Here is a 20,438-nt window from a genome sequence, read left to right as displayed (position 1 = left end):
ACAAACAACTCGCTTTGTTTTAATGACCCCCTTGCTATTGGAGAATACTGTATAGTAAACGCTTTTATTGGAAGAAATTGACCTTTCTCGATAAATCCGTATTTTAGTCGGACACTAATGAAAAATAATCAAAAAATATTAGTCCATTTTTCCTGATTAAACTTGTAAGACATTAACATGCATAAAAGTTATTTTAACATATTGTTATGAAAACCAAAAATGTTATCAATTAGTTTTACAAAAAAAAAATGTAAGACTATTTTGTATGTATTACAAATAAGATCATTTAGGTTTTTCCTATAGCCTTTTATTAACTATTTGATCCAATGGTATACTTACGGGATGGATTTACTTCTTAAATACATTAAAACTTAAAATAAGTGAAAGAACTCATTGTCTTTGTTGCAATATTCAATACACTTTTAACAATTGCTCAAGAAAAGAAAGAGTTAATAGTTTTTAGAACCGATACTGCTCCAAAAATAGATGGGATTCTTGATGACTTGGCTTGGAAAAATGCCAATGAAGCAGCCAATTTTATTCAATTTGAACCGGAAATGGGGATTAACGAAAAGGCACATCAAAAAAATCAAGTTAAAATAACTTATGATGATAATGCTATTTATATTTCAGCCTTTCTACAAGATCGGTCCGGCGACATTATGAAACAACTTACTAGCAGAGATGATTTTGGTCAATCTGATTATTTTGGAGTTACCTTAAACCCTAATAATGATTCACAAAACGACACTAAGTTTATAGTGTTTAGCTCTGGAGTTCAAGCAGATGCCATAGCTACAATAGGGGGAAAAGATGATTTTGAGTGGAACGCCGTATGGAAAAGCGCTGTGAATATTTTAGAAAACGGCTGGATAGTAGAAATTAAAATACCATACGCTGCCTTACGCTTTTCAAATGAAGCCGTACAAACTTGGGGCGTAAATTTCCATAGGTATTTTAGAAAAACAAAAGCCCAATATTCATGGAACCCAATTAATACAACCAAGGGACACGAAGGGCTGTATCATGGGGAAATAAAAGGAATAAAAAACATTAAACCTCCCGCACGACTAAGTTTTAATCCATTTGCCTCTTACCTTTTTGATAATTTTAAGAGTGAAACCAATAACGATTTCAGTTTAGGCCTTGATATGAAATATGGCATTAATGAAAACTTTACAATTGACGCCACCTTAATTCCCGATTTTAGCCAAGCTGGTTTTGACAACGTTCAGCTTAACCTAGGTCCATTCGAACAACAGTTCTCTGAACAACGCCAATTTTTTAAGGAAGGTGTGAATCTTTTTTCTAAAGGTGATTTGTTCTACTCTAGGCGCATTGGCAGTAAGCCTGTTGCCTATCAAAACGTGAAAAATTCTCTTAAAGAGCATGAAAAAATTATAAATGCTCCAGAAAACATAAAAATGCTAAATGCAATTAAATTATCTGGACGCACAAAAAAGGGTCTAGGCATTGCTTTTTTTAATGCATTCACAGAAAAAACCAATGCAGAAATACAAGATACAATATCTAAAAATAGTAGAACAGAAATTATTGAACCCTTTGCCAACTATAATGTTGTGGTCTTAGACCAACAATTTAACAGAAACTCTTCTGTTAGTATTGTAAATACCAATGTAACAAGAAAAGGGGGCTATAGAGATGCCAATGTTACTGCATTCTTAACTAACTTAAGAAATAAAAAAAATACATTTGGCATTGAGACCCAATTTACAATGAGTCGCTTAAGCGATGTTGAAGCTTCCCAAAATGGTTACAGTTCTAAAATTGAAATCGGGAAGATTAGTGGAAATTTTCAATATGGAATTGAACACGAACTTGTTAACAGAGCATATGATATTAATGACCTAGGAATCAATTTTCAAAATAATTATAGTCACTTTACAGGTAAATTTTCATATAAAATATTTAAGCCTACTAAAATATTCAATAATTTCAGTATTAATGTATCAACAATTTACAAAAGAAGACATAAGCCCAACACTTATAATGGAAATAATTTTATGGTCGATTTCTTCGCTCAAACAAGAAGTTTATTTGCATTTGGAGCTGACTTAAACGTTAAAATTGGCAAACAATATGACTATAATGAATCTAGAGAAAACAAAGCTTTCATATATAAAAACTTATTGGAATCAATATTTTGGATCTCTACAAATTACAACAAAACCTTTGCCATAGATAGTCGTATACGATTTGAAACTTTATTTGACCATGAAAGGGATTTTATAGGATATGGTTTTGAAATTAGTCCACGATTGCGTTTAAGTGACAAACTTATTTTTACATACGGTTTTGATTATAACACAAAAGAAGGTGGTCGTGGTTTTGTATCCAAAATAAATGACGACATTATTTTTGGTGAGTACAATCAAAATTCGATTGAAAACACTGTTTCTGGAAAATACCATTTCAACACAAAGCACGGACTCTCTTTATCGTTTAGGAATTATTGGAGTACAGCAACATATGATCTTGGTTTATTTCGACTTCAAGAAGATGGGGCTTTATCGACCAATGACAATTATACCGTACATGACATTGATGATCCTAACAGGAACTTTAACATTTGGAATTTAGATTTGAAATACACTTGGGATTTTGCTCCCGGAAGCCAACTTATAGCCCTATATAGAAACCAGCTATTAAGCAATACAACAGCTTCAAAAGATGATTATTTAATTAGTTTAAAAAACATTTTAAATGAACCTATGCGACAAGTTTTTTCTATGCGTTTCGTTTACTATATAGATTACAATAACTTTAAGAAATCGTTGCAACACAAAAGCAGTTAAAGTTTGTACAATAGATTGCAATGTATTACTTTCATTGTTCGAAAATAAAATAATGATTCAAGCAAAAAACATTCATAAATATTATAACGATTTACACGTTTTAAGAGGTGTTGACATACATGTTAAAAAAGGAGAAATCGTTTCGATTGTAGGTGCTTCCGGAGCAGGAAAAACTACTTTATTACAAATATTGGGCACTTTAGATAACGCTTCTAAAAAAGAGCATTTTGAACTAAACATTAACCACCATAATATTACAGCTCTTAAAGAGAGGGCTATTGCTAAATTTAGAAACGAGCATATTGGGTTTATATTTCAGTTTCACCAATTGCTCCCCGAGTTTACCGCTTTAGAAAATGTATGCTTACCTGCTTTCATTAAAGGCACCAAAAAGGCTGATGCCGAAAAAAGAGCTAAAGAATTATTGGATTTCTTAGGCTTATCGCACCGCTACCACCACAAACCCAATGAATTATCGGGAGGCGAACAACAACGTACTGCTGTTGCGAGAGCACTTATTAATAACCCTGATTTAATTTTTGCCGACGAGCCCTCTGGTAACCTCGATAGTGAATCGGCCGAAACATTGCACAATCTCTTTTTTAAACTTCGTGACGAATTTGGACAAACCTTTGTTATAGTCACACATAACGAAGAACTCGCCAATCTAGCCGATAGAAAGCTTACAATGGTTGATGGCAAAATTATAAATAGCTAGAAACTATTTTATTTTAGATTTTATAAACTTTTAATTACCAAAAGGAAACGATTTTCCTAAAATTGTAATTGTAGAGGTCGTGTAATTAAGCTTTATATCACTAATATTAGCTATATCAATGTCAAGAATACCAGACTCTATACCCCTAGGTAGTAATACAAAATGTAAAGGTTCTTCTACTGTCATTGAATATTCTACGCCTTTCGAACTTATCCCAGATTGTGTCCCATCCAACATATATTCATCATCCCAAATATTTAATGGTGTATCGGCACCTGCTATCCATGTTCTTGTTCCATTTTCTACGTAATTGATGGTTGCCCCTGTCTTTGTGGTTATTTTTCCATTTTGTATGGACACACTATACTCTAAATTGTCATCTTGATTTTTACCTAAGTTTTTCACATAATGTGTGCCTTCAACTTTAAAGTCTTCATGATAATAATTGTCGAAAGTTGTTGTGTGCTCACTTCCCTCCTTACCGTACCAATCAGATGAAACTATAATGGCCTTTCCCTTTCTGGTAATACCATCTTTACAAAGCACACCAGATTGGTAATCGATAGTTATCGTTTTAGGAAACGTCGTAAAATCCGATGGGTCAACTGTTATTATCGGAGCTTCATTTTTAGTGTGACTTAACTTGGCAGTACTTGTATTGGTTTCAGACTCCAAAATTGCATCTCCACTATTATTACCGACATCCTGAAAAACTTTATTTACTACTGTATATTCAACTAAAGCTTCTATTGCAGATTCAGAATCTGTATTGGGTTTTAATTCATTTTCTTGGCATCCTAGCAAAATAAGTGCAAGGATTGGGGCAAACATCTTTTTCATCTGTTTAAAATTTTATAGTTTTTTGAAAATGAAGAAACTAAAAATTTCTGCACATTCAGGAATTCGCATAAAAAATTTAATCATGTTGGGGGTATGCAATGATGAAATTTGTTTATGCTCATTTCATACGTTTAAATTTAAGTAATTATAAAAATGACTAAATAACGTCATAAATTTTAATTTTAGTACATTTTGCCTAAAAAACCAACATTAAACATTGATATTTACCGTTCATCGATTGCGCTTAAACAATATTAGCATAATAAATGTCAAGGAAGACACATCATATATATATTCATAGATTAGGTAAATTGCAGCAAACAAAGCATTAAATTTTTCTTCTAATTTAGCAACAATCTGTATTTTTACTTTTTGAATTTTAAGCACTTGAACAAGCAAGACCTCAAAGATTTTCTCGACGCTAAAGTAAGTCAATATAACAATCGTAAGTTTATTGAAAGCGACCCTATTCAAATCCCACACCAATATAGCTTAAAAGAGGATATTGAAATTGCTGGTTTTTTAACCGCTACCATTGCTTGGGGCAACCGTAAGAGCATTATAAAAAATGCTAAGCGTTTAATGGCGTTAATGGACAATGCGCCCTTTGATTTTGTAATGCACCACAAAGAAACCGATCTGGAACGTCTTTTATCTTTTGTACACAGAACATTTAACGGAGATGATTGTATACAATTCATTACTTCGTTACAACACATCTATAAAAATCATGATGGTTTGGAAGCGGTTTTCGTTAAACATGCAAAAACCGATTCATTGCAAATGGCCATCTCCAAGTTTAAAACTATATTTTTCGAAATTGAACATTTGCCAAGAACCCAAAAGCATGTTAGTGATCCATTAAAAAATTCGGCAGCCAAACGTATCAACATGTTTTTACGTTGGATGGTTAGAAATGACCATGCAGGTGTAGATTTTGGTATTTGGAACCGACTTTCTCCAAGTCAATTGTCCTGTCCGTTAGACGTACATTCTGGCAATGTGGCAAGAAAGCTTGGTCTACTTACCAGAAAACAAAATGATGCAAAAGCACTCCTAGAATTAGATACGTCTTTAAGAGAATTGGATAATAATGATCCTGTTAAGTATGATTTTGCTTTATTCGGATTAGGTGTATTTGAAGGCTTTTAAAGAGTGTTAACGTATGTTAATTCTTTTACGCCGCAAACACAAAACAGTAAATTAGTCCGTTAAAAAACTAATTTATACCATTATCAATGAAAAAACTACTCGCTTTTCTCTGTCTAATAAGTGCTATTACATATGCACAAAATAGAAAAATACCAGCCGATACTATAGTTGTTACTTCACACAGCGCAGCCATAAAAGGCATCAATTTATCGTACACAGCCACAACGGGCACACAGCCAGTATGGAATGGAAACGGCGAACCAATTGCTAGTCTGTTTTATACTTATTACCAACGCAGTAACGTTAAAAACAAAGATAACAGACCACTTATCATCTCTTTTAATGGAGGGCCAGGTTCTGCTTCTGTATGGATGCACATTGCTTATACAGGTCCTAAAATTTTAAATATTGATAAAGAAGGCTATCCCATTCAACCCTATGGCGTAAAAGACAATCCAAATTCTATATTGGATATAGCCGATATCGTGTATGTAAACCCTGTGAATACTGGTTATTCAAGAATGCTTCCTAATAAGGAAGGAAAGCTCCCAGAAAGAGAAACCTTTTTTGGTATCAATGCGGATATTAAATATTTAGCTGAATGGATAAACACCTTTGTTACCAGAAATAATAGATGGAAATCTCCAAAATACATTATTGGGGAAAGTTATGGTGGTACCCGCGTAATGGGACTTGCCAATGAGTTGCAAAGTAGCCAATGGATGTATTTAAATGGTGTTATTTTAGTATCTCCTGCCGATTATAAACTATACAGTACAAGCCAACCAATTTATTCGGCTTTAAACTTACCTTATTTTACAGCTGCAGCCTGGTACCAAAAAGCATTACCTAGTGCATTACAACAAAAGGACTTACTCGACATATTACCAGAAGTTGAAGATTATACAATCAATACACTCATGCCTGCAATAGCAAAAGGTGGATTTATTTCTAACAATGAAAAACAAGAAGTTGCTCAAAAAATGAGTTATTACTCTGGATTGAGCAAAACAGCTATTTTACAAAATAACTTAGATGTTCCCACCAGTTTCTTTTGGAAAGAATTATTAAGAAACAAAACAGGCCATACCATAGGTAGGTTAGACTCCAGATATTTGGGAATTGACAAAAGAGAAGCTGGTGACAGCCCAGATTATAGTCCAGAATTAACTTCATGGATGCACTCCTTCACTCCTGCCATCAACTATTATATTAAAGAACACCTCAACTTTAAAACCGATATAAAGTATAACATGTTTGGTAATGTACACCCTTGGGATAGAAGAAATGATAATACTAGAGATCAATTGAGACAAGCCATGGCAGTAAATCCATATTTAAAAGTGCTTATTCAGTCGGGTTATTATGATGGAGCCACTACCTATTTTGGAGCAAAATATACCATGTGGCAAATTGATCCGAGTGGAAAAATGAAAGATCGTCTTACGTTTAAAGGATACAGAAGTGGTCATATGATGTACCTTAGACAAGAGGACTTGGTAACTGCAAACGATGACCTAAGAACTTTCATAAAAAACTCTTTATCTAACGGAAAATCGGCTAAATACTAAACTTAATCACTATAATATTAATCAATAAAAAACGCCTATTGTAGTAACGTACAACAGGCGCTTTTTATTATTGTTCATTTACTCTTAACCTTTTAGCCAAGCTTCACGTAATTTTATTTGTGATTCACTTGCGTTTTCATTTACTTGAATACTTTCTCCTTTGGTATAAGGTTGGGTTGTAATTGTTTTAATAACAATATCTTCTCCTTCTCTATTTAGTTTAACCTCTATTTCTTTACCTGGTTTCCACATAAACATCTCTGTTAGAAGTTCATTTACATTTTGCATAGTAAGTTCCGTGCCGTTAACAGTTTTAATAATATCACCAGATTTTACACCTTGATCAGCCCAAAAACTATTATCAGCTACCAAATCAGTAAAAAACACGGTTCCGTAATTAGGGTTTGCACCTATAATCAACGTTCCTGCATTTTGAACAAAATTCGTTTTTACCTTAGCTTCTGCTACTTTTAAACCTACCTTATTAAAATATGCTTCATAATCAATTGGTGTGGTTCCTATAACATGTGTATCGAAAAATGTTCTTAAAGAAGGATAGGTCATGGCTACAATTTCATCAATTATCTTATCATCTTCAAATGGTTTATGCTTTCCATATTTATTTGACAATTCCTTCATAAGTGATAAAATACCTCTACTCCCGTTACTCTCCTCTCGCATCAAGATATCTATACACATACCTATTAAAGCACCTTTTTGGTAAACATTTATATACTGGGAAGCATAAGGTTCTTCTAAAATACGTTCACTCATTTCGGTAAAGCTCATAGTATCGTCCATGCCAAGCGAATATTGGATTTTATACATAAGCTTACTGTAAAATGCTTCTTCGGATACCAATTCTTGATTGACTTGAAATAAAGTTGCGAAATATTCGGTTACCCCTTCGTACATCCATAAATGCTTTGAAAATGTAGGCTTATTGTAATCGAAATAATGCACATCTTCAGAGTGTACACTTAAAGGTGTTACAATATGAAAAAACTCATGGGAAACCACATCGATCATGCCCTCATCTAAAGCTTCCTTAGACATAGACTCTGGCATAACGACCACAGTAGACGTGTGATGCTCTAAAGCACCAAATCCCTTTGGTGAATCTTCTTTTCCATCCGACAGGTATAAATATATATCATAGCGTGGCGTTGTATTAATAGCTCCCAAATAGTTTTTTTGTGCTTGCATCATCTTAAAAATAGTTTCCTTTAATGATTTGGCCGAATGTACTTTATTGGGCGAGTAAACACTTAATACTATTTTTATATCACCTACCTTAAATTCTTCAACATCCAAATTACCATACATCATAGGGTTGTCTGTAATTTCAAAATAACGGGTAGCAAAATAGCTGCTAGTGCTGTATTTTCCATCATCACTAACTTTTGTTCCTGTATTTTGTAAAGCTGATGTTCTAGCAAAGTTACTAGGTGCAGTTACATCCAATTTATATTGATTGTTTTTTAAAACATCAAAATAACCTATAAATCCGTGGAGGTTTAGCACATAATTGTTTGGTTCGATATTAGTCCCTGCAGGAGAAAAAGGCTGTTCGCCTCCAATACCCCCTTCAACTTCTAAATCGTAAGTATCGTTTACCAAATAGGTTATTTTATCTAACTTCTTAGCATTGGCAATAGTCCATGAATTAGTATCATTCTTTGTCACTTCCATTTCATTCCCTTTATAATCGTAAGCTTTGAAGGCTTCAATGTACTTTCCAAAATCACTTACAGAGTAAGTACCCTGTATCACTTTTGGTAAATGATATGTTACCGTTTCGACTGTAAACCTACCTGGATCAATTGTAACAGGGGCTTTATCATCAACCACCTGATCCAAACGAATGGTTGTCTCTATTGGTAAATTTGTTGCCAAATCGTTTTTCGTCTTCGTTGCATTACAACTTACTATTAAAGCACCTGCCAATAATGCAGTAAACCTATTGATTTTCATTCTTCCTAATTATATGTTCTGTTTGTAAATGCCGAAAATACTATTATGTTACATGCCTTTTTCTTAAGGTTCTGTTAAAAGATGAATTATGTATATTCGCATGATGCAAAAGCCCTTAATAAGTATACTAACACCATTTAAAAACACAGAAGCTTATCTAGCTGCGTGTTTGGAATCCATTTTAAAACAATCTTACACCCATTGGGAATTATTGATAGTTGACGATCATTCTACGGATAGCAGCTATCAGGTAGTAGAACGTTTTGCTAAAAATGACAGCCGAATAAAACTAATAAAAAATGAAGGCAATGGTATAATTGAAGCGCTTAAGCTTGCATTTAAGCTAAGCAAAGGCGACTTCATTACTAGAATGGACAGTGATGATATTATGCCTCCAAATAAATTAGAAGTATTAGCTACTAATCTTTTAAATTATGGGAAACAGCATGTTGCTATTGGGCTGGTAAAATACTTTTGTGATGGTGGTGTTAAAGAAGGCTATAAAAGCTACGAACAATGGCTCAATAAATTAACCCAAACAGGCAGTAATTATTCTGAAATCTACAAAGAATGTGTCATTCCTTCTCCTTGCTGGATGGTTCACCGGGACGATTTAATAGCTTGTGATGCTTTCAACCCTAACCGATATCCCGAAGATTACGATTTAACATTCCGTTTTTATAAGCACCAATACAAATGTATTCCATGCAACGATGTACTACATCACTGGAGAGACTACAACACACGTACGTCCAGAACACATATCCACTACGCACAAAATCATTTTACTGCTATAAAACTCCATTACTTTTTAGATGTAGATTACGATCCTAAAAGAACACTTGTAATATGGGGAGCAGGAACAAAAGGTAAGCTCATAGCCAAAACCTTAACAAGAAAGGGTATTCCATTTGAATGGATATGTGACAACCCTAATAAAATTGACCGTGATATTTATGGTACAAAACTAAGACCCTTTGACTATTTAAAACAGCTTACAAGTGCACAAAGTATTATAACGGTGGCAAACAAAAAAGCTCAAAAGGAAATTAGGGCATACCTTAAACAAATTGATATGAAACCTGTACAAGATTATGTATTCTTTTGCTAACTTCGCTTTAAGCAACAATAGTCAATATCATTTTCTATATTTATAACAAATTATAAGGTATGCATTTTAAACACCCCGAACTTCTTTATGCATTATTTTTACTGTTAATCCCTATAATTGTTCATTTATTTCAGTTACGAAGATTTCAAAAAGTTGCTTTCACCAATGTGGCCTTTTTAAAGGCCGCTACATTAAAAACACGGAAAAGTTCGCAAATAAAAAAATGGCTTGTTTTAACAATAAGACTCATGTTATTTGCCGCCATTATTTTAGCATTTACCCAACCATATACTACAAAAAAGAGCACATATAATACCGAAAAGGAAACGGTTATTTATCTTGATAACTCGTTTAGTATGCAGGCCAAAGGTAACCAAGGTGAACTTTTAAAGCGTGCCGTTCAAGATATTATCAATAATGTACCCGATAATGAAACGATTTCTTTAATCACTAACGATAACACATATAAAAACACCAATGTTAAAACCATTAAGAATGAATTGTTGCAATTGGAGTATACTTCGAGTGCACTAACCAACCAAGCCGCCATTTTAAAAGCTAAATCCCTTTTTAGCAAAAGAAAAAACACTTTAAAAAATCTGGTATTTATATCAGATTTTCAACTCGATGCCTCTGATTTCAAACCTGCAACTGATTCTCTTGAAAAATTACACCTTGTTAAATTACAACCGGTTAACAATAATAATGTTGCCATTGACAGTGTATTTGTATCAAAAACAACGGCCTCAAGCATTGAACTTACTGTAAATATAAAAAATAGCGGGGAGCATATTGAGAACTTACCTGTATCCCTATTTAACAATGACACCTTAATAGCCAAAACATCGATCTCTATAGATCAAATTGCACAGACAAACTTTTCGATTCCAACCAAAGATATCATAAATGGAAGAATAGCAGTTAATGATGTTAATCTTGCTTTCGATAATAACTTATTTTTTAATATCACCAATAACACTAAAATAAATGTACTGAGCATAAATGCTTCCGATGATTCTTTTTTGAAACGTATTTATACAGCTGATGAATTTAATTATCTTTCAACTTTAGAGGAGCAGTTAAACTATAATATATTAGACAAGCAACATCTTATTATATTAAATGAGCTGGAGACACTCCCTAACGCGCTCATTTCTGCGCTAAAACTCTTTACAAGTCAAGGTGGTTCCATAATTATAATCCCATCAGCAACCATTAACCAGACCACTTATAATACACTGTTATCAAATTACAACACCTCTTTTAATGCTGTTATAGAAGCCGAAAAACGTATTACAACAATCAATTATTCCCACCCTTTATTCAGTAACGGTGTATTCGAAAAACAAGTTAAGAACTTCCAATATCCAAAATTAAATAGCTTTTATACCGTTTCTGGTAATTTGGGGAGTCCTGCGTTACAATTTGAAGACGGCCAATCCTTTTTATTAAAAAGTAACAATGCCTATATCTTTACAGCTGCATTGAATGCTACGAATTCTAACTTTAAAAACTCACCTTTAATTGTTCCAACCTTATATAACATAGGGCGTTCTAGCTTTAAAACACCAAATTTATACTATACAATAGGTAAACAAAACAGCTATGATATAGAGACGCAACTTCAACAAGATGACATTTTAGCTTTGGTTAATGACCCTATTCGTATTATACCAAAACAACAATATTTCAACAACAAAGTTGTTATCAATACCTTTGAAGCCCCTGCTTTGTCTGGTGTATATGAAATAAAAAACAAAAACAAGACCATTAAAAATGTAAGCTACAACTACGACAGGAGTGAAAGCAATTTGATTTACAGGGATCTTTCGAGTTTAAAACAAGGTAGCGTAAATAATTCTATCACCGATATTTTTAATGCTATAAAAAGTGATACAAAAGTTAATGCCCTGTGGAAATGGTTTGTTATTTTTGCATTAATTTTATTGATCATTGAAATGCTCATCTTAAAATATTTTAAATGAACATACTTATAAAATCTGCTACAATTATTGATCCCAGTAGTGAATTTCACAACAAAACTCAAGATCTATTAATTGAAGACGGCGTAATCTCGAAAATTGCCAACTCCATTGAAAACACAAAGGATTACCAAGAAATTCAATTAGACAACCTACACATATCGCAAGGATGGTTTGACAGTAGTGTTTGTTTTGGGGAACCTGGTTTTGAGGAACGAGAAACTATAGAAAATGGTCTTAATACTGCTGCCGCATCTGGTTTTACGGCAGTAGGGATGAATGCCAACTCTTACCCGGTAATTGACTCCAATTCTAATATTACTTTTGTAAATTCAAAAGCTAACGGGCATGCTGTTAAACTTTTACCAATTGGGGCGCTCACTTATGCTAGTAAAGGTGAGGATTTAGCAGAGCTTTACGATATGAATACGGCTGGTGCTGTTGCTTTTTATGATTATAAAAAGCCGATAACCAACCCAAACCTCTTGAAAATTGCCTTACAATATGCAAGTAATTTTGACGGTTTGGTATGCTCCTTTCCACAAGAAAATAAAATTGTGGGACATGGTGTCATGAACGAAAATGTGACAAGCACTACCCTTGGTTTAAAGGGCATACCAGCTTTAGCTGAATCTATGCAGGTTGCCCGGGACTTATTTTTGCTAGAATATACCGGTGGAAAATTGCATATACCTACCATATCGACAGTAGAATCGGTAGCATTAATTAAAGAAGCTAAAAGTAAAGGCTTAGATGTAAGTTGCAGTGTTGCCATTCATAATTTATATTTTACCGACGATGTTCTAAACGGGTTTAATACACATTATAAGGTACTGCCACCATTACGTACACAAAAGGATATTGAAGCTTTAATAGAAGGCCTTAAAGATGGAACGATAGACATGGTTACAAGTGATCATAACCCCATAGATATTGAACACAAAAAAATTGAATTCGATCATGCTGCCTATGGCACTATTGGATTGGAAAGTGCTTTTGGTGCGCTACAAACCAAATTTGACTTAGACAAAACCATTGAGCTTCTAACTCTGGGGAAAGCACGTTTTGGAGTAAAGTCCTCACCAATAAAAATAGGTAACCCTCTAAATATAGCTCTTTTCAACCCTGTAGGCGCATATACTTTTTCTAAAAAGCACATCAATTCTAAATCCCATAATGCTATTTTTGAGAATGAAACTTTAAAGGGCAAAGTATACGGTATAATAGCAAATGGCAAAATATCCTTAAATTAAATAATTATGAACCAACAAGATATTGAAACAGGTAAAGGCTTGGCAATTGTTAGCTATATTACAATTATTGGTACCATTATTGCCTTCTTTATGAATAACGACAAAAAGAATCCATTTACAAACTTTCATATTAGACAAGCTTTAGGGCTCTGGCTTACTTATTTCGTTTTAGCTTGGGTGGTAAGTGCCTTTGATAACTGGCTTGCTACTTTTGGCTTTTGGATATTTTTTGGGGTACTCTTTATTTATGGATTTATTAATGCTATTGGCGGAAAAGCACAGGCAGTACCACTCTTAGGAGAATTATTTCAAAAATGGTTTGCATCAATTGGCCGATAAATGACAGACACAACACTCTCTTTACATCACATTATTCGTGAATCGAATCGTAAAGCAAACGCACCATTGCTTATCATGTTTCATGGCTATGGTAGTGATGAAAACGATTTGTTTTCGTTTGCAAGCGAACTGCCAGAAGAACTTTTCATTGTTTCGGCAAGAGCGCCCTATCCTATGCATCCATACGGTAACGCATGGTATGCAATTAATTTTGATGCCGATCTAGGAAAATGGAATGACAACGAACAAGCTACTGCATCCCGTGATTTAATAGCTAGATTTATTGATGAAGTTGTAAACACGTATCCTGTTGATAAAGAAAGCATCTCACTACTTGGGTTTAGCCAAGGCGCCATATTAAGTTATGCCGTTGCTTTAAACTATCCCGAAAAGGTTAAAAATATAATTGCACTAAGTGGCTATATATATCCGGACATTCTTCCAAAAAATTTAAACGAAAAAGATTATTTAAATTTGGATTTTTATTGCTCACACGGCAGTGTCGATCAGGTTATTCCAGTTGCTTGGGCTAGAAAAACGCCTCCTTTTTTAAGTGACTTAAAAATTAAACACATATACTCTGAATTCCCTGTAGGTCACGGTGTGGCTCCACAAAATTTTTACGAATTCAAAGATTGGTTAATTAAGCGTATTCGCTAGTCTCTATTACAAAACAAGGCATAAAAAAGAACCAGACTAAGTATTCTCAGTTGGTTCTCCTACTTTTATACATTCTATATAGTGAATATAGGGTTTAAGCTTTTTGGGGATTGAAGTGAAAAAGTTTAAACCACTTCACTTAATCGTTAACCACTAGCCTAAAGCCTTCACCGTGGATATTCAAAATTTCTACCTTTTCGTCCAACTTTAAATACTTACGTAATTTGGCTATATACACATCCATACTACGAGAGGTAAAGTAATTATCGTCGCGCCATATTTTAGTAAGCGCTAATTCACGTGGCATCAAATCGTTTTCATGGAGTGCTAATAAACGTAACAATTCATTTTCCTTAGGAGACAACTTTATAGGTTCTCCTCCTTTATAACGTAAGAAACGTAGCTTAGAATTTAAATCGAAATCTCCTATTTTAAACTCAAATTGTTTACTATCGGAAATCGTCTCGGTTGCCTTACGCTGAATTATGGCCTTAATTTTCATTAACAACACTTCACTATCAAAAGGCTTATTTAAATAGTCGTCTGCTCCTACTTTATACCCCTTTAAAACATCCTCTTTCATAGCTTTAGCTGTTAAAAACACAATAGGAACATCAGTGTTTTTTTCGCGTATTTCCTTAGCCAATGTAAAGCCATCTTTATAGGGCATCATAACATCAAGAATACATAAATCGAAATCGTCCTTTTTAAATTTCTCAAAACCTTCCATACCGTTTTTTGCATGAACAACATTGTAATCGTTCATTACTAAATAATCTTTTAGAACAGTTCCAAAATTAGGATCATCTTCAACTAATAAAATTTTCTTGTTTTGTGCTTCCATATCTTATGTTATTATTGGAAGTTTTATTGTAAATGTACTTCCGTTATCTTTTTCGCTTTCTACAGACACATAACCTTGGTGGTCTTCTACTATGCGCTTTACATAAGCCAAACCTAGTCCGTGTCCTTTAACGTTATGTATATTACCGGTATGCTCTCTGTAAAATTTTTCGAACACCCGTTTGGCAGCTGCTTTACTCATACCGCTACCATGGTCTTTAACTTTTAACAAAATATTTGTACCTACATTTTCTGTATATACCTCTATTTTTGGTGTATTGGGAGAATACTTTATAGCATTATCCAAAATATTGACTATAACATTGGTAAAATGTGTTTCGTTGGCCAATACAGATGATTTTTCAGCTTCAAAATGGGTTTTTATATACCCTTCCCTGTCCTCTACTAAAAGCTCTACATGTGCTATGGCATCTACTGCCAAATCATGTAAATCGACACGGTCTTTACCAATATTTAGCTCGTTTTTTTCCAGTTTGGATATCCTTAGTACATTCTCAACTTGTGCATGCATACGTTTATTTTCTTCACGTATCATATTGAGGTATCGCTTCACCTTATCCTTGTCTTCTATTATCTTAGGATTTTTAATAGCATCTAAAGCCAAATTAATGGTTGCAATAGGCGTTTTAAACTCATGCGTCATGTTATTAATAAAATCCGTTTTTATCTGCGATATTTTACGCTGTTTAACTAACTGAAATAAAGCACTTGTATAAGCTATAATAATTATTGACGTAAAAATGATAGACATCATTATCATCCCCATTATGGATGATAAAATAAACTTACGATCATCCGCGAAATTCACTAATAATTTATAGTAGCTCCTATTATTTTCATCATAAAAAATAGGAATACTAAATGTAGATGCCTTGTCGTATTCAAAGCGATCGCTTTGTACTTTAGTAGCCAAATCGTTGCTATAAACTGCAAATTCATAATCTAAATCAATACCATCCTCTTTTAATTTCCTTGATAACAATTCCTTTATTTCTAATTTCGAAACACGTTTATGTACTGGTATTTTGCTTAAAGCAGCTTTCAAATTCTTATCCAAAAAATTTCGTTCTGCTTCAGACATGTCAACACTATTAGCTAACTGTACAATAGGAGATTTATTCAAATCCTTTTCCGAAAAATCAATATTACTATATATTTCGGCACTTGAGCTTCCAATAATCTCTTGAACCATCAAACTATCCAATCCTATGTCTAGCAGGGACGACGACAACTTATAATCCTCTTCCCTAATGGATTGCTTGTAAATTAACGTTTCTTTTGTATTATTATTTTTTTGATAAATGAACAGTTGCGAAATTGAAGCGGTATCCCTTCTTTTCTCTTTATCCAAACTTTGATACCTCTCAAAATACTTGTTAAGTTCGTCCTTTTCGATGGTGTTCGAAACGTAACTTAATGCCTTATTAACATTAAATTCAAAACGCTTTTTCTCATTCTCGACCGAATCCTTTATATAATAAGCCTGCACAAATATGATTCCTATAAGTGACAAACTCATTAAAATAACCAATAGGACAAATATTTTTTTGCTCATCTGACCAAAATTAACATTTTAACATTTAGCTAAGTTGCCATTTAACCTTACATTAACAAAAATGTTAAAATTTAAAACTTACTGTATTTTTTTAAGAATATCCCTATTTATTTGGTGTACTTGTTTTTTTGTTTCCGCCAAATCTATATTATTGATTACATAATGGGAATGTTTTACTTTTTTTTCATCGGGCCATTGATTTCTCATAATGGCCTCTATTTTCTCTAAAGTTGTGTCATCTCGCTTTAATAAACGCTTTATTCTTAACGTTTTTGGAGCGGTTACCGTTATTATATAATCACACTGCTTATAACCATCGTTTTCAAACAAAATAGCAACCTCCTTGATAACATATGCTGCATTTTGCTTGGCTATCCACCTTTTAAAATGTTGAGCGACTTTTGGATGAATTATAGCATTCATCCGTTTTAAATAAGTAGCATCATTAAATATGGTGTCGGCAATAAAACTTTTATTCAAGTTACGATCAATATAGGCACTTTCTCCAAATAACTGAATGAGTTTTCGCTTAATGATCTTCGATGTGCGCATTAACTTTTTGGCCTCCTTATCGGCAATATATACAGGTACTCCTAGCGCTTCAAACTGCTTAGCGACGGTTGTTTTGCCACTTCCTATACCACCTGTAAGACCTACTACAATCATTCTGTTATTATAAATTCTATATGCTGCTGATTAATTTTGGCACTTTTCACCAATTTAGGAACTTTATTCAATTCTGGTATTAAAAACGTTTGATTATCTTTAATCTTATTATAATCACAAATAACTTTGAAATCCTTTAATTTAATTTCACTAAAGTTACTTAAACTAACATAGTATGTAACATTAACTGATTTGGGAAAGTACTTTAATTTAATCTGGTCTGGAACATTTGTAATCTCCACAGGTATTTTTAAAGTGCCTTCGGTAAACTTTTCCACATGTCCTTTTAAAGTAACCCCCGTATTAGAAAATTTTAATTCTTTATTGTTATCCGGTAATTTTAATTTTATGTTCTTAGATATATCTGTTCTCACTTCAGTTAAACTCAAAGGTTCTGTTTCCAAAAAATCTATTTGTGAAACTAATACATTTGGTCCAATTATTTGAACGGAGTCCGGTTCTAGCTTAAATTCTGTTGCAATATTATAACCAGGGGTAAAATCGACATCTGCATTTAACTTAACGGGGACTTTCTTTACTAAATTCACATCATATTTAAACTTTAATGTATCTGGCGACATATTTAACAATTCAACATTTTTATCGAACTGTGTGTTATTTAAATAGGCCTTAGATTTACTCCAGATAAAAACAGAATCCCTTTTATATATATCGCTTGCAAAATCAATCTCAATTTCTGGTTTTGAAATATAATAATTAAGCCATCTAAACCCATGTGTTTTTAGGGTTAAGTTGAGCACAATACTTGAGTCGTTTATAATAACAATCTCCTTTGGCACATTAATCTTATTAATAGAAAATGTTATGGTATTGGTGTACTGCTTAGACAGTTTAGTGAATATTAAAATCATAAAAGATAACAACAAGAACAAAACAAATACATTTATTTTTTTGCTCTCTAAAGATTTTAGCAATTCTGATTTTACCTTTTTTATCATTTCATTCAAAAAATAATTCGGGAAAATAAACGTGTGGCTTTTTATTTAAAACACCAACAAATAAAGTAGACTTTAAAAATCCATAACCGTACCCAAAGAACTGTATTCCAACTGCTACCATAGAAAGTAATGCAACCTGTAAACTCTTTGTTGTGATACATGCCCCAAGAAATGTTAAAATAAAATACAATAAATAGGCTTGAAACACCCAATTAACCCCAAATAACAACAATAGTAAAGAAGTTATAAACCCCAAACAAAATAAGCTTGGAAACCAATAGGTAATTTTACTTGTTGTTGGATGCCACTTGTTCAAAATTGGCCTTACCATTCCGAACTTGTACACTTGTTTGTAAAATTTACCCCAAGAAATACGGCGTTTATGGTACACGAAAGCTTCTGGTATTAATTTAGTTTCAAACCCTAAGTTCCAAAGACGGATGGACAAATCTGGGTCTTCACCTGGGTGGATTTTACCAAATCCATTAGACGCCAAAAAGGCTTTCTTAGAAATTCCCATATTAAAACTACGAGGTTGAAACCTATTAACGCTACTTTTACTACCGCGTATCCCCCCTGTTGTTACAAAAGAGGTCATCGCAAAATTAATAGCTTTCTGAAGTTTCGTAAACGATTGGTGTGCTGCATCAGGTCCACCAAAACAATCTACATAACCTTTAGTTAAACCTGTAACAACAGCCTGCAAATACTCTTGTGGCAAAATACAATCAGAATCTAATATTATAAAGTAATTCCCTTTTGCTTTTGCCATACCATAGTTTCTGGAATCACCAGGACCAGAGTTCTCTTTAAAATAGTAAGCCATGTCCAGTCTACTTTCAAACTGTTCGACAACACTTTTTGATGAAATGGTAGAGCCATCTTCAACAATAACAATTTCGAACGCTTGATCTGTATTTAAGTTTTCAAAACTTTGTAAAAGTTCTTGAATCTCATCAGGACGATTATATACTGGAATAATAAAAGAAAACTGTAATTGCATATCACAAATGTAACCAATCCAAACAGAAAAGCCACCCTTTAAAAGGTGGCTTCGTTGTAATAATTTATTAACATTTTAATCCTTATTCACAAAGGCTTCCATAACGGCATCACTTACTCCCATATTACTAAATCCTCCATCATTGTAAAGATTTTGTAGTGTAACACGTCTTGTTAAATCACTAAATAAAGTAACCGTGTAGTTTGCGCAATCTAACGCAGTTGCATTACCTAATGGAGACATTTTATCTGCATATGCTATAAATCCATCAAAACCTTTTACACCGCTACCTGCTGTAGTAGGCGTTGGTGATTGTGAAATGGTATTTACTCGCACTTTTTTATCACGTCCAAAGAAGTAACCAAAACTACGGGCAATACTTTCTAAATACGCTTTATTATCTGCCATGTCATTGTAATCTGGAAACACCCGTTGCGCTGCCATATACGATAAAGCCACTATGCTTCCCCACTCGTTCATGGCATCTGCTTTATAAAGTGTTTGCATTACTTTATGAAAAGACATTGCAGAAACATCTGTTCCTTTTTGTGTCCAATCGTAATTCTGATCTGTATAATGCTTACCTTTTCTAACATTGATGGACATCCCAATAGAATGCAATACAAAATCTATTTTACCTCCAAGGATCTCCATTGATTTCTCTACCAAATTCTGTAAATCGGTCTCAGAAGTAGCATCGGCAGGAATGATTTGAGAACCTGTTTTCTCCGCTAACTCGTTTATTTGTCCCATTCGCATCGCTACAGGAGCATTAGTTAAAACAAATTGACCGCCCTCTTCATGAACACGTTCTGCTGTTTTCCAGGCAATAGAGTTTGAATCTAATGCCCCAAAAATAATTCCTTTTTTTCCTTTTAATAAATTGTATGACATACTTCTAAGTTTATATGTTTTAATCTCTGTTTGCTTGTGTGCTCGTTACTTATAAAAAACACATTTGCAATTTTAACGGTT

17 protein-coding genes are annotated in these 20,438 nt (G+C 33.5%); 9 read left to right on the top strand and 8 right to left on the bottom strand.

The features are described 5' to 3' along the window. Nucleotides 1-380 precede the first annotated feature (380 nt). Nucleotides 381-2,816 (top strand): DUF5916 domain-containing protein, encoded by a 2,436-nt coding sequence (locus JF259_RS13145; RefSeq protein ID WP_199115796.1) that lies wholly within the window; start codon nt 381-383, stop codon nt 2,814-2,816. 52 nt (nt 2,817-2,868) lie between these two features. Further along, nucleotides 2,869-3,534: an ABC transporter ATP-binding protein gene (locus JF259_RS13140; RefSeq protein WP_199115795.1), complete on the top strand. Its 666-nt coding sequence runs from the start codon at nt 2,869-2,871 to the stop codon at nt 3,532-3,534. A 30-nt stretch (nt 3,535-3,564) separates the two neighbouring features. Here JF259_RS13140 and JF259_RS13135 read toward each other — a convergent pair whose 3' ends face one another. Beyond that, nucleotides 3,565-4,374 (bottom strand): hypothetical protein, encoded by an 810-nt coding sequence (locus JF259_RS13135; protein ID WP_199115794.1) that lies wholly within the window; start codon nt 4,372-4,374, stop codon nt 3,565-3,567. A 387-nt stretch (nt 4,375-4,761) separates the two neighbouring features. Here JF259_RS13135 and JF259_RS13130 point away from each other — a divergent pair, with 387 nt between their 5' ends. Both JF259_RS13130 and JF259_RS13125 read left to right on the top strand, forming a co-directional pair. Next, nucleotides 4,762-5,526: a TIGR02757 family protein gene (locus JF259_RS13130; RefSeq protein WP_199115793.1), complete on the top strand. Its 765-nt coding sequence runs from the start codon at nt 4,762-4,764 to the stop codon at nt 5,524-5,526. A gap of 86 nt (nt 5,527-5,612) precedes the next feature. Further along, nucleotides 5,613-7,097: a S10 family peptidase gene (locus JF259_RS13125; RefSeq protein ID WP_199115792.1), complete on the top strand. Its 1,485-nt coding sequence runs from the start codon at nt 5,613-5,615 to the stop codon at nt 7,095-7,097. Nucleotides 7,098-7,181: 84 nt separating this feature from the next. Here JF259_RS13125 and JF259_RS13120 read toward each other — a convergent pair whose 3' ends face one another. Continuing rightward, nucleotides 7,182-9,071, bottom strand: a complete 1,890-nt coding sequence (locus tag JF259_RS13120; RefSeq protein WP_199115791.1) for a M61 family metallopeptidase — start codon at nt 9,069-9,071, stop codon at nt 7,182-7,184. A gap of 103 nt (nt 9,072-9,174) precedes the next feature. On the opposite strand from JF259_RS13120, the gene JF259_RS13115 reads away from it, so the two are divergent. The 5 genes from JF259_RS13115 to JF259_RS13095 are packed head-to-tail and all read left to right on the top strand — an operon-like array spanning nt 9,175 to nt 14,416. After that, the gene (locus JF259_RS13115; RefSeq protein WP_199115800.1) at nt 9,175-10,182 is read left to right on the top strand and encodes a glycosyltransferase family 2 protein; all 1,008 of its coding nucleotides are present in this window, start codon (nt 9,175-9,177) and stop codon (nt 10,180-10,182) included. Nucleotides 10,183-10,241: 59 nt separating this feature from the next. Continuing rightward, complete coding sequence (locus JF259_RS13110) at nt 10,242-12,167, top strand: vWA domain-containing protein (protein ID WP_199115790.1); 1,926 nt, start codon at nt 10,242-10,244, stop codon at nt 12,165-12,167. Further along, nucleotides 12,164-13,417, top strand: a complete 1,254-nt coding sequence (locus tag JF259_RS13105) for a dihydroorotase (RefSeq protein ID WP_199115789.1) — start codon at nt 12,164-12,166, stop codon at nt 13,415-13,417. Before JF259_RS13110 ends, JF259_RS13105 begins: the two co-directional genes overlap by 4 nt. A gap of 6 nt (nt 13,418-13,423) precedes the next feature. Beyond that, on the top strand, nt 13,424-13,756 hold the full coding sequence (locus JF259_RS13100) for a hypothetical protein (protein WP_199115788.1): 333 nt from the start codon (nt 13,424-13,426) through the stop codon (nt 13,754-13,756). Then, complete coding sequence (locus JF259_RS13095) at nt 13,757-14,416, top strand: alpha/beta hydrolase (protein ID WP_199115787.1); 660 nt, start codon at nt 13,757-13,759, stop codon at nt 14,414-14,416. 139 nt (nt 14,417-14,555) lie between these two features. On the opposite strand, the gene JF259_RS13090 is transcribed toward JF259_RS13095, so the two are convergent. From JF259_RS13090 to JF259_RS13065, 6 genes are all read right to left on the bottom strand, one after another. After that, the gene (locus tag JF259_RS13090) at nt 14,556-15,260 is read right to left on the bottom strand and encodes a response regulator transcription factor (protein ID WP_199115786.1); all 705 of its coding nucleotides are present in this window, start codon (nt 15,258-15,260) and stop codon (nt 14,556-14,558) included. Between the two features lie 3 nt (nt 15,261-15,263). Beyond that, a complete protein-coding gene (locus JF259_RS13085; RefSeq protein ID WP_199115785.1) occupies nt 15,264-16,835 on the bottom strand; it encodes a sensor histidine kinase in 1,572 nt (523 codons plus the stop codon). A 78-nt stretch (nt 16,836-16,913) separates the two neighbouring features. Then, entirely contained in the window at nt 16,914-17,501 is a 588-nt protein-coding gene (gene coaE, locus JF259_RS13080) for a dephospho-CoA kinase (protein ID WP_199115784.1), read from the bottom strand. Further along, nucleotides 17,498-18,460 carry a CdaR family protein gene (locus JF259_RS13075; protein ID WP_233164268.1) on the bottom strand — a complete coding sequence of 321 codons (963 nt, stop codon included), beginning with the start codon at nt 18,458-18,460 and terminating at the stop codon, nt 17,498-17,500. The genes coaE and JF259_RS13075 overlap by 4 nt, the downstream gene beginning before the upstream one ends. Before the next feature lies 1 nt (nt 18,461). Next, nucleotides 18,462-19,463, bottom strand: coding sequence for a glycosyltransferase (locus JF259_RS13070; protein WP_199115783.1), 1,002 nt, complete (start codon nt 19,461-19,463; stop codon nt 18,462-18,464). A gap of 75 nt (nt 19,464-19,538) precedes the next feature. After that, entirely contained in the window at nt 19,539-20,357 is an 819-nt protein-coding gene (locus JF259_RS13065; protein ID WP_199115782.1) for an enoyl-ACP reductase FabI, read from the bottom strand. Between the last annotated feature and the right edge of the window lie 81 nt (nt 20,358-20,438).

The sequence above is a fragment of the Snuella sedimenti genome (genome assembly GCF_016428595.1).
Classification (GTDB): domain Bacteria; phylum Bacteroidota; class Bacteroidia; order Flavobacteriales; family Flavobacteriaceae; genus Snuella; species Snuella sedimenti.
The sequence above is the reverse complement of the archived record's forward strand: the minus strand, read 5'-3'. Positions and strand labels throughout refer to the sequence as shown.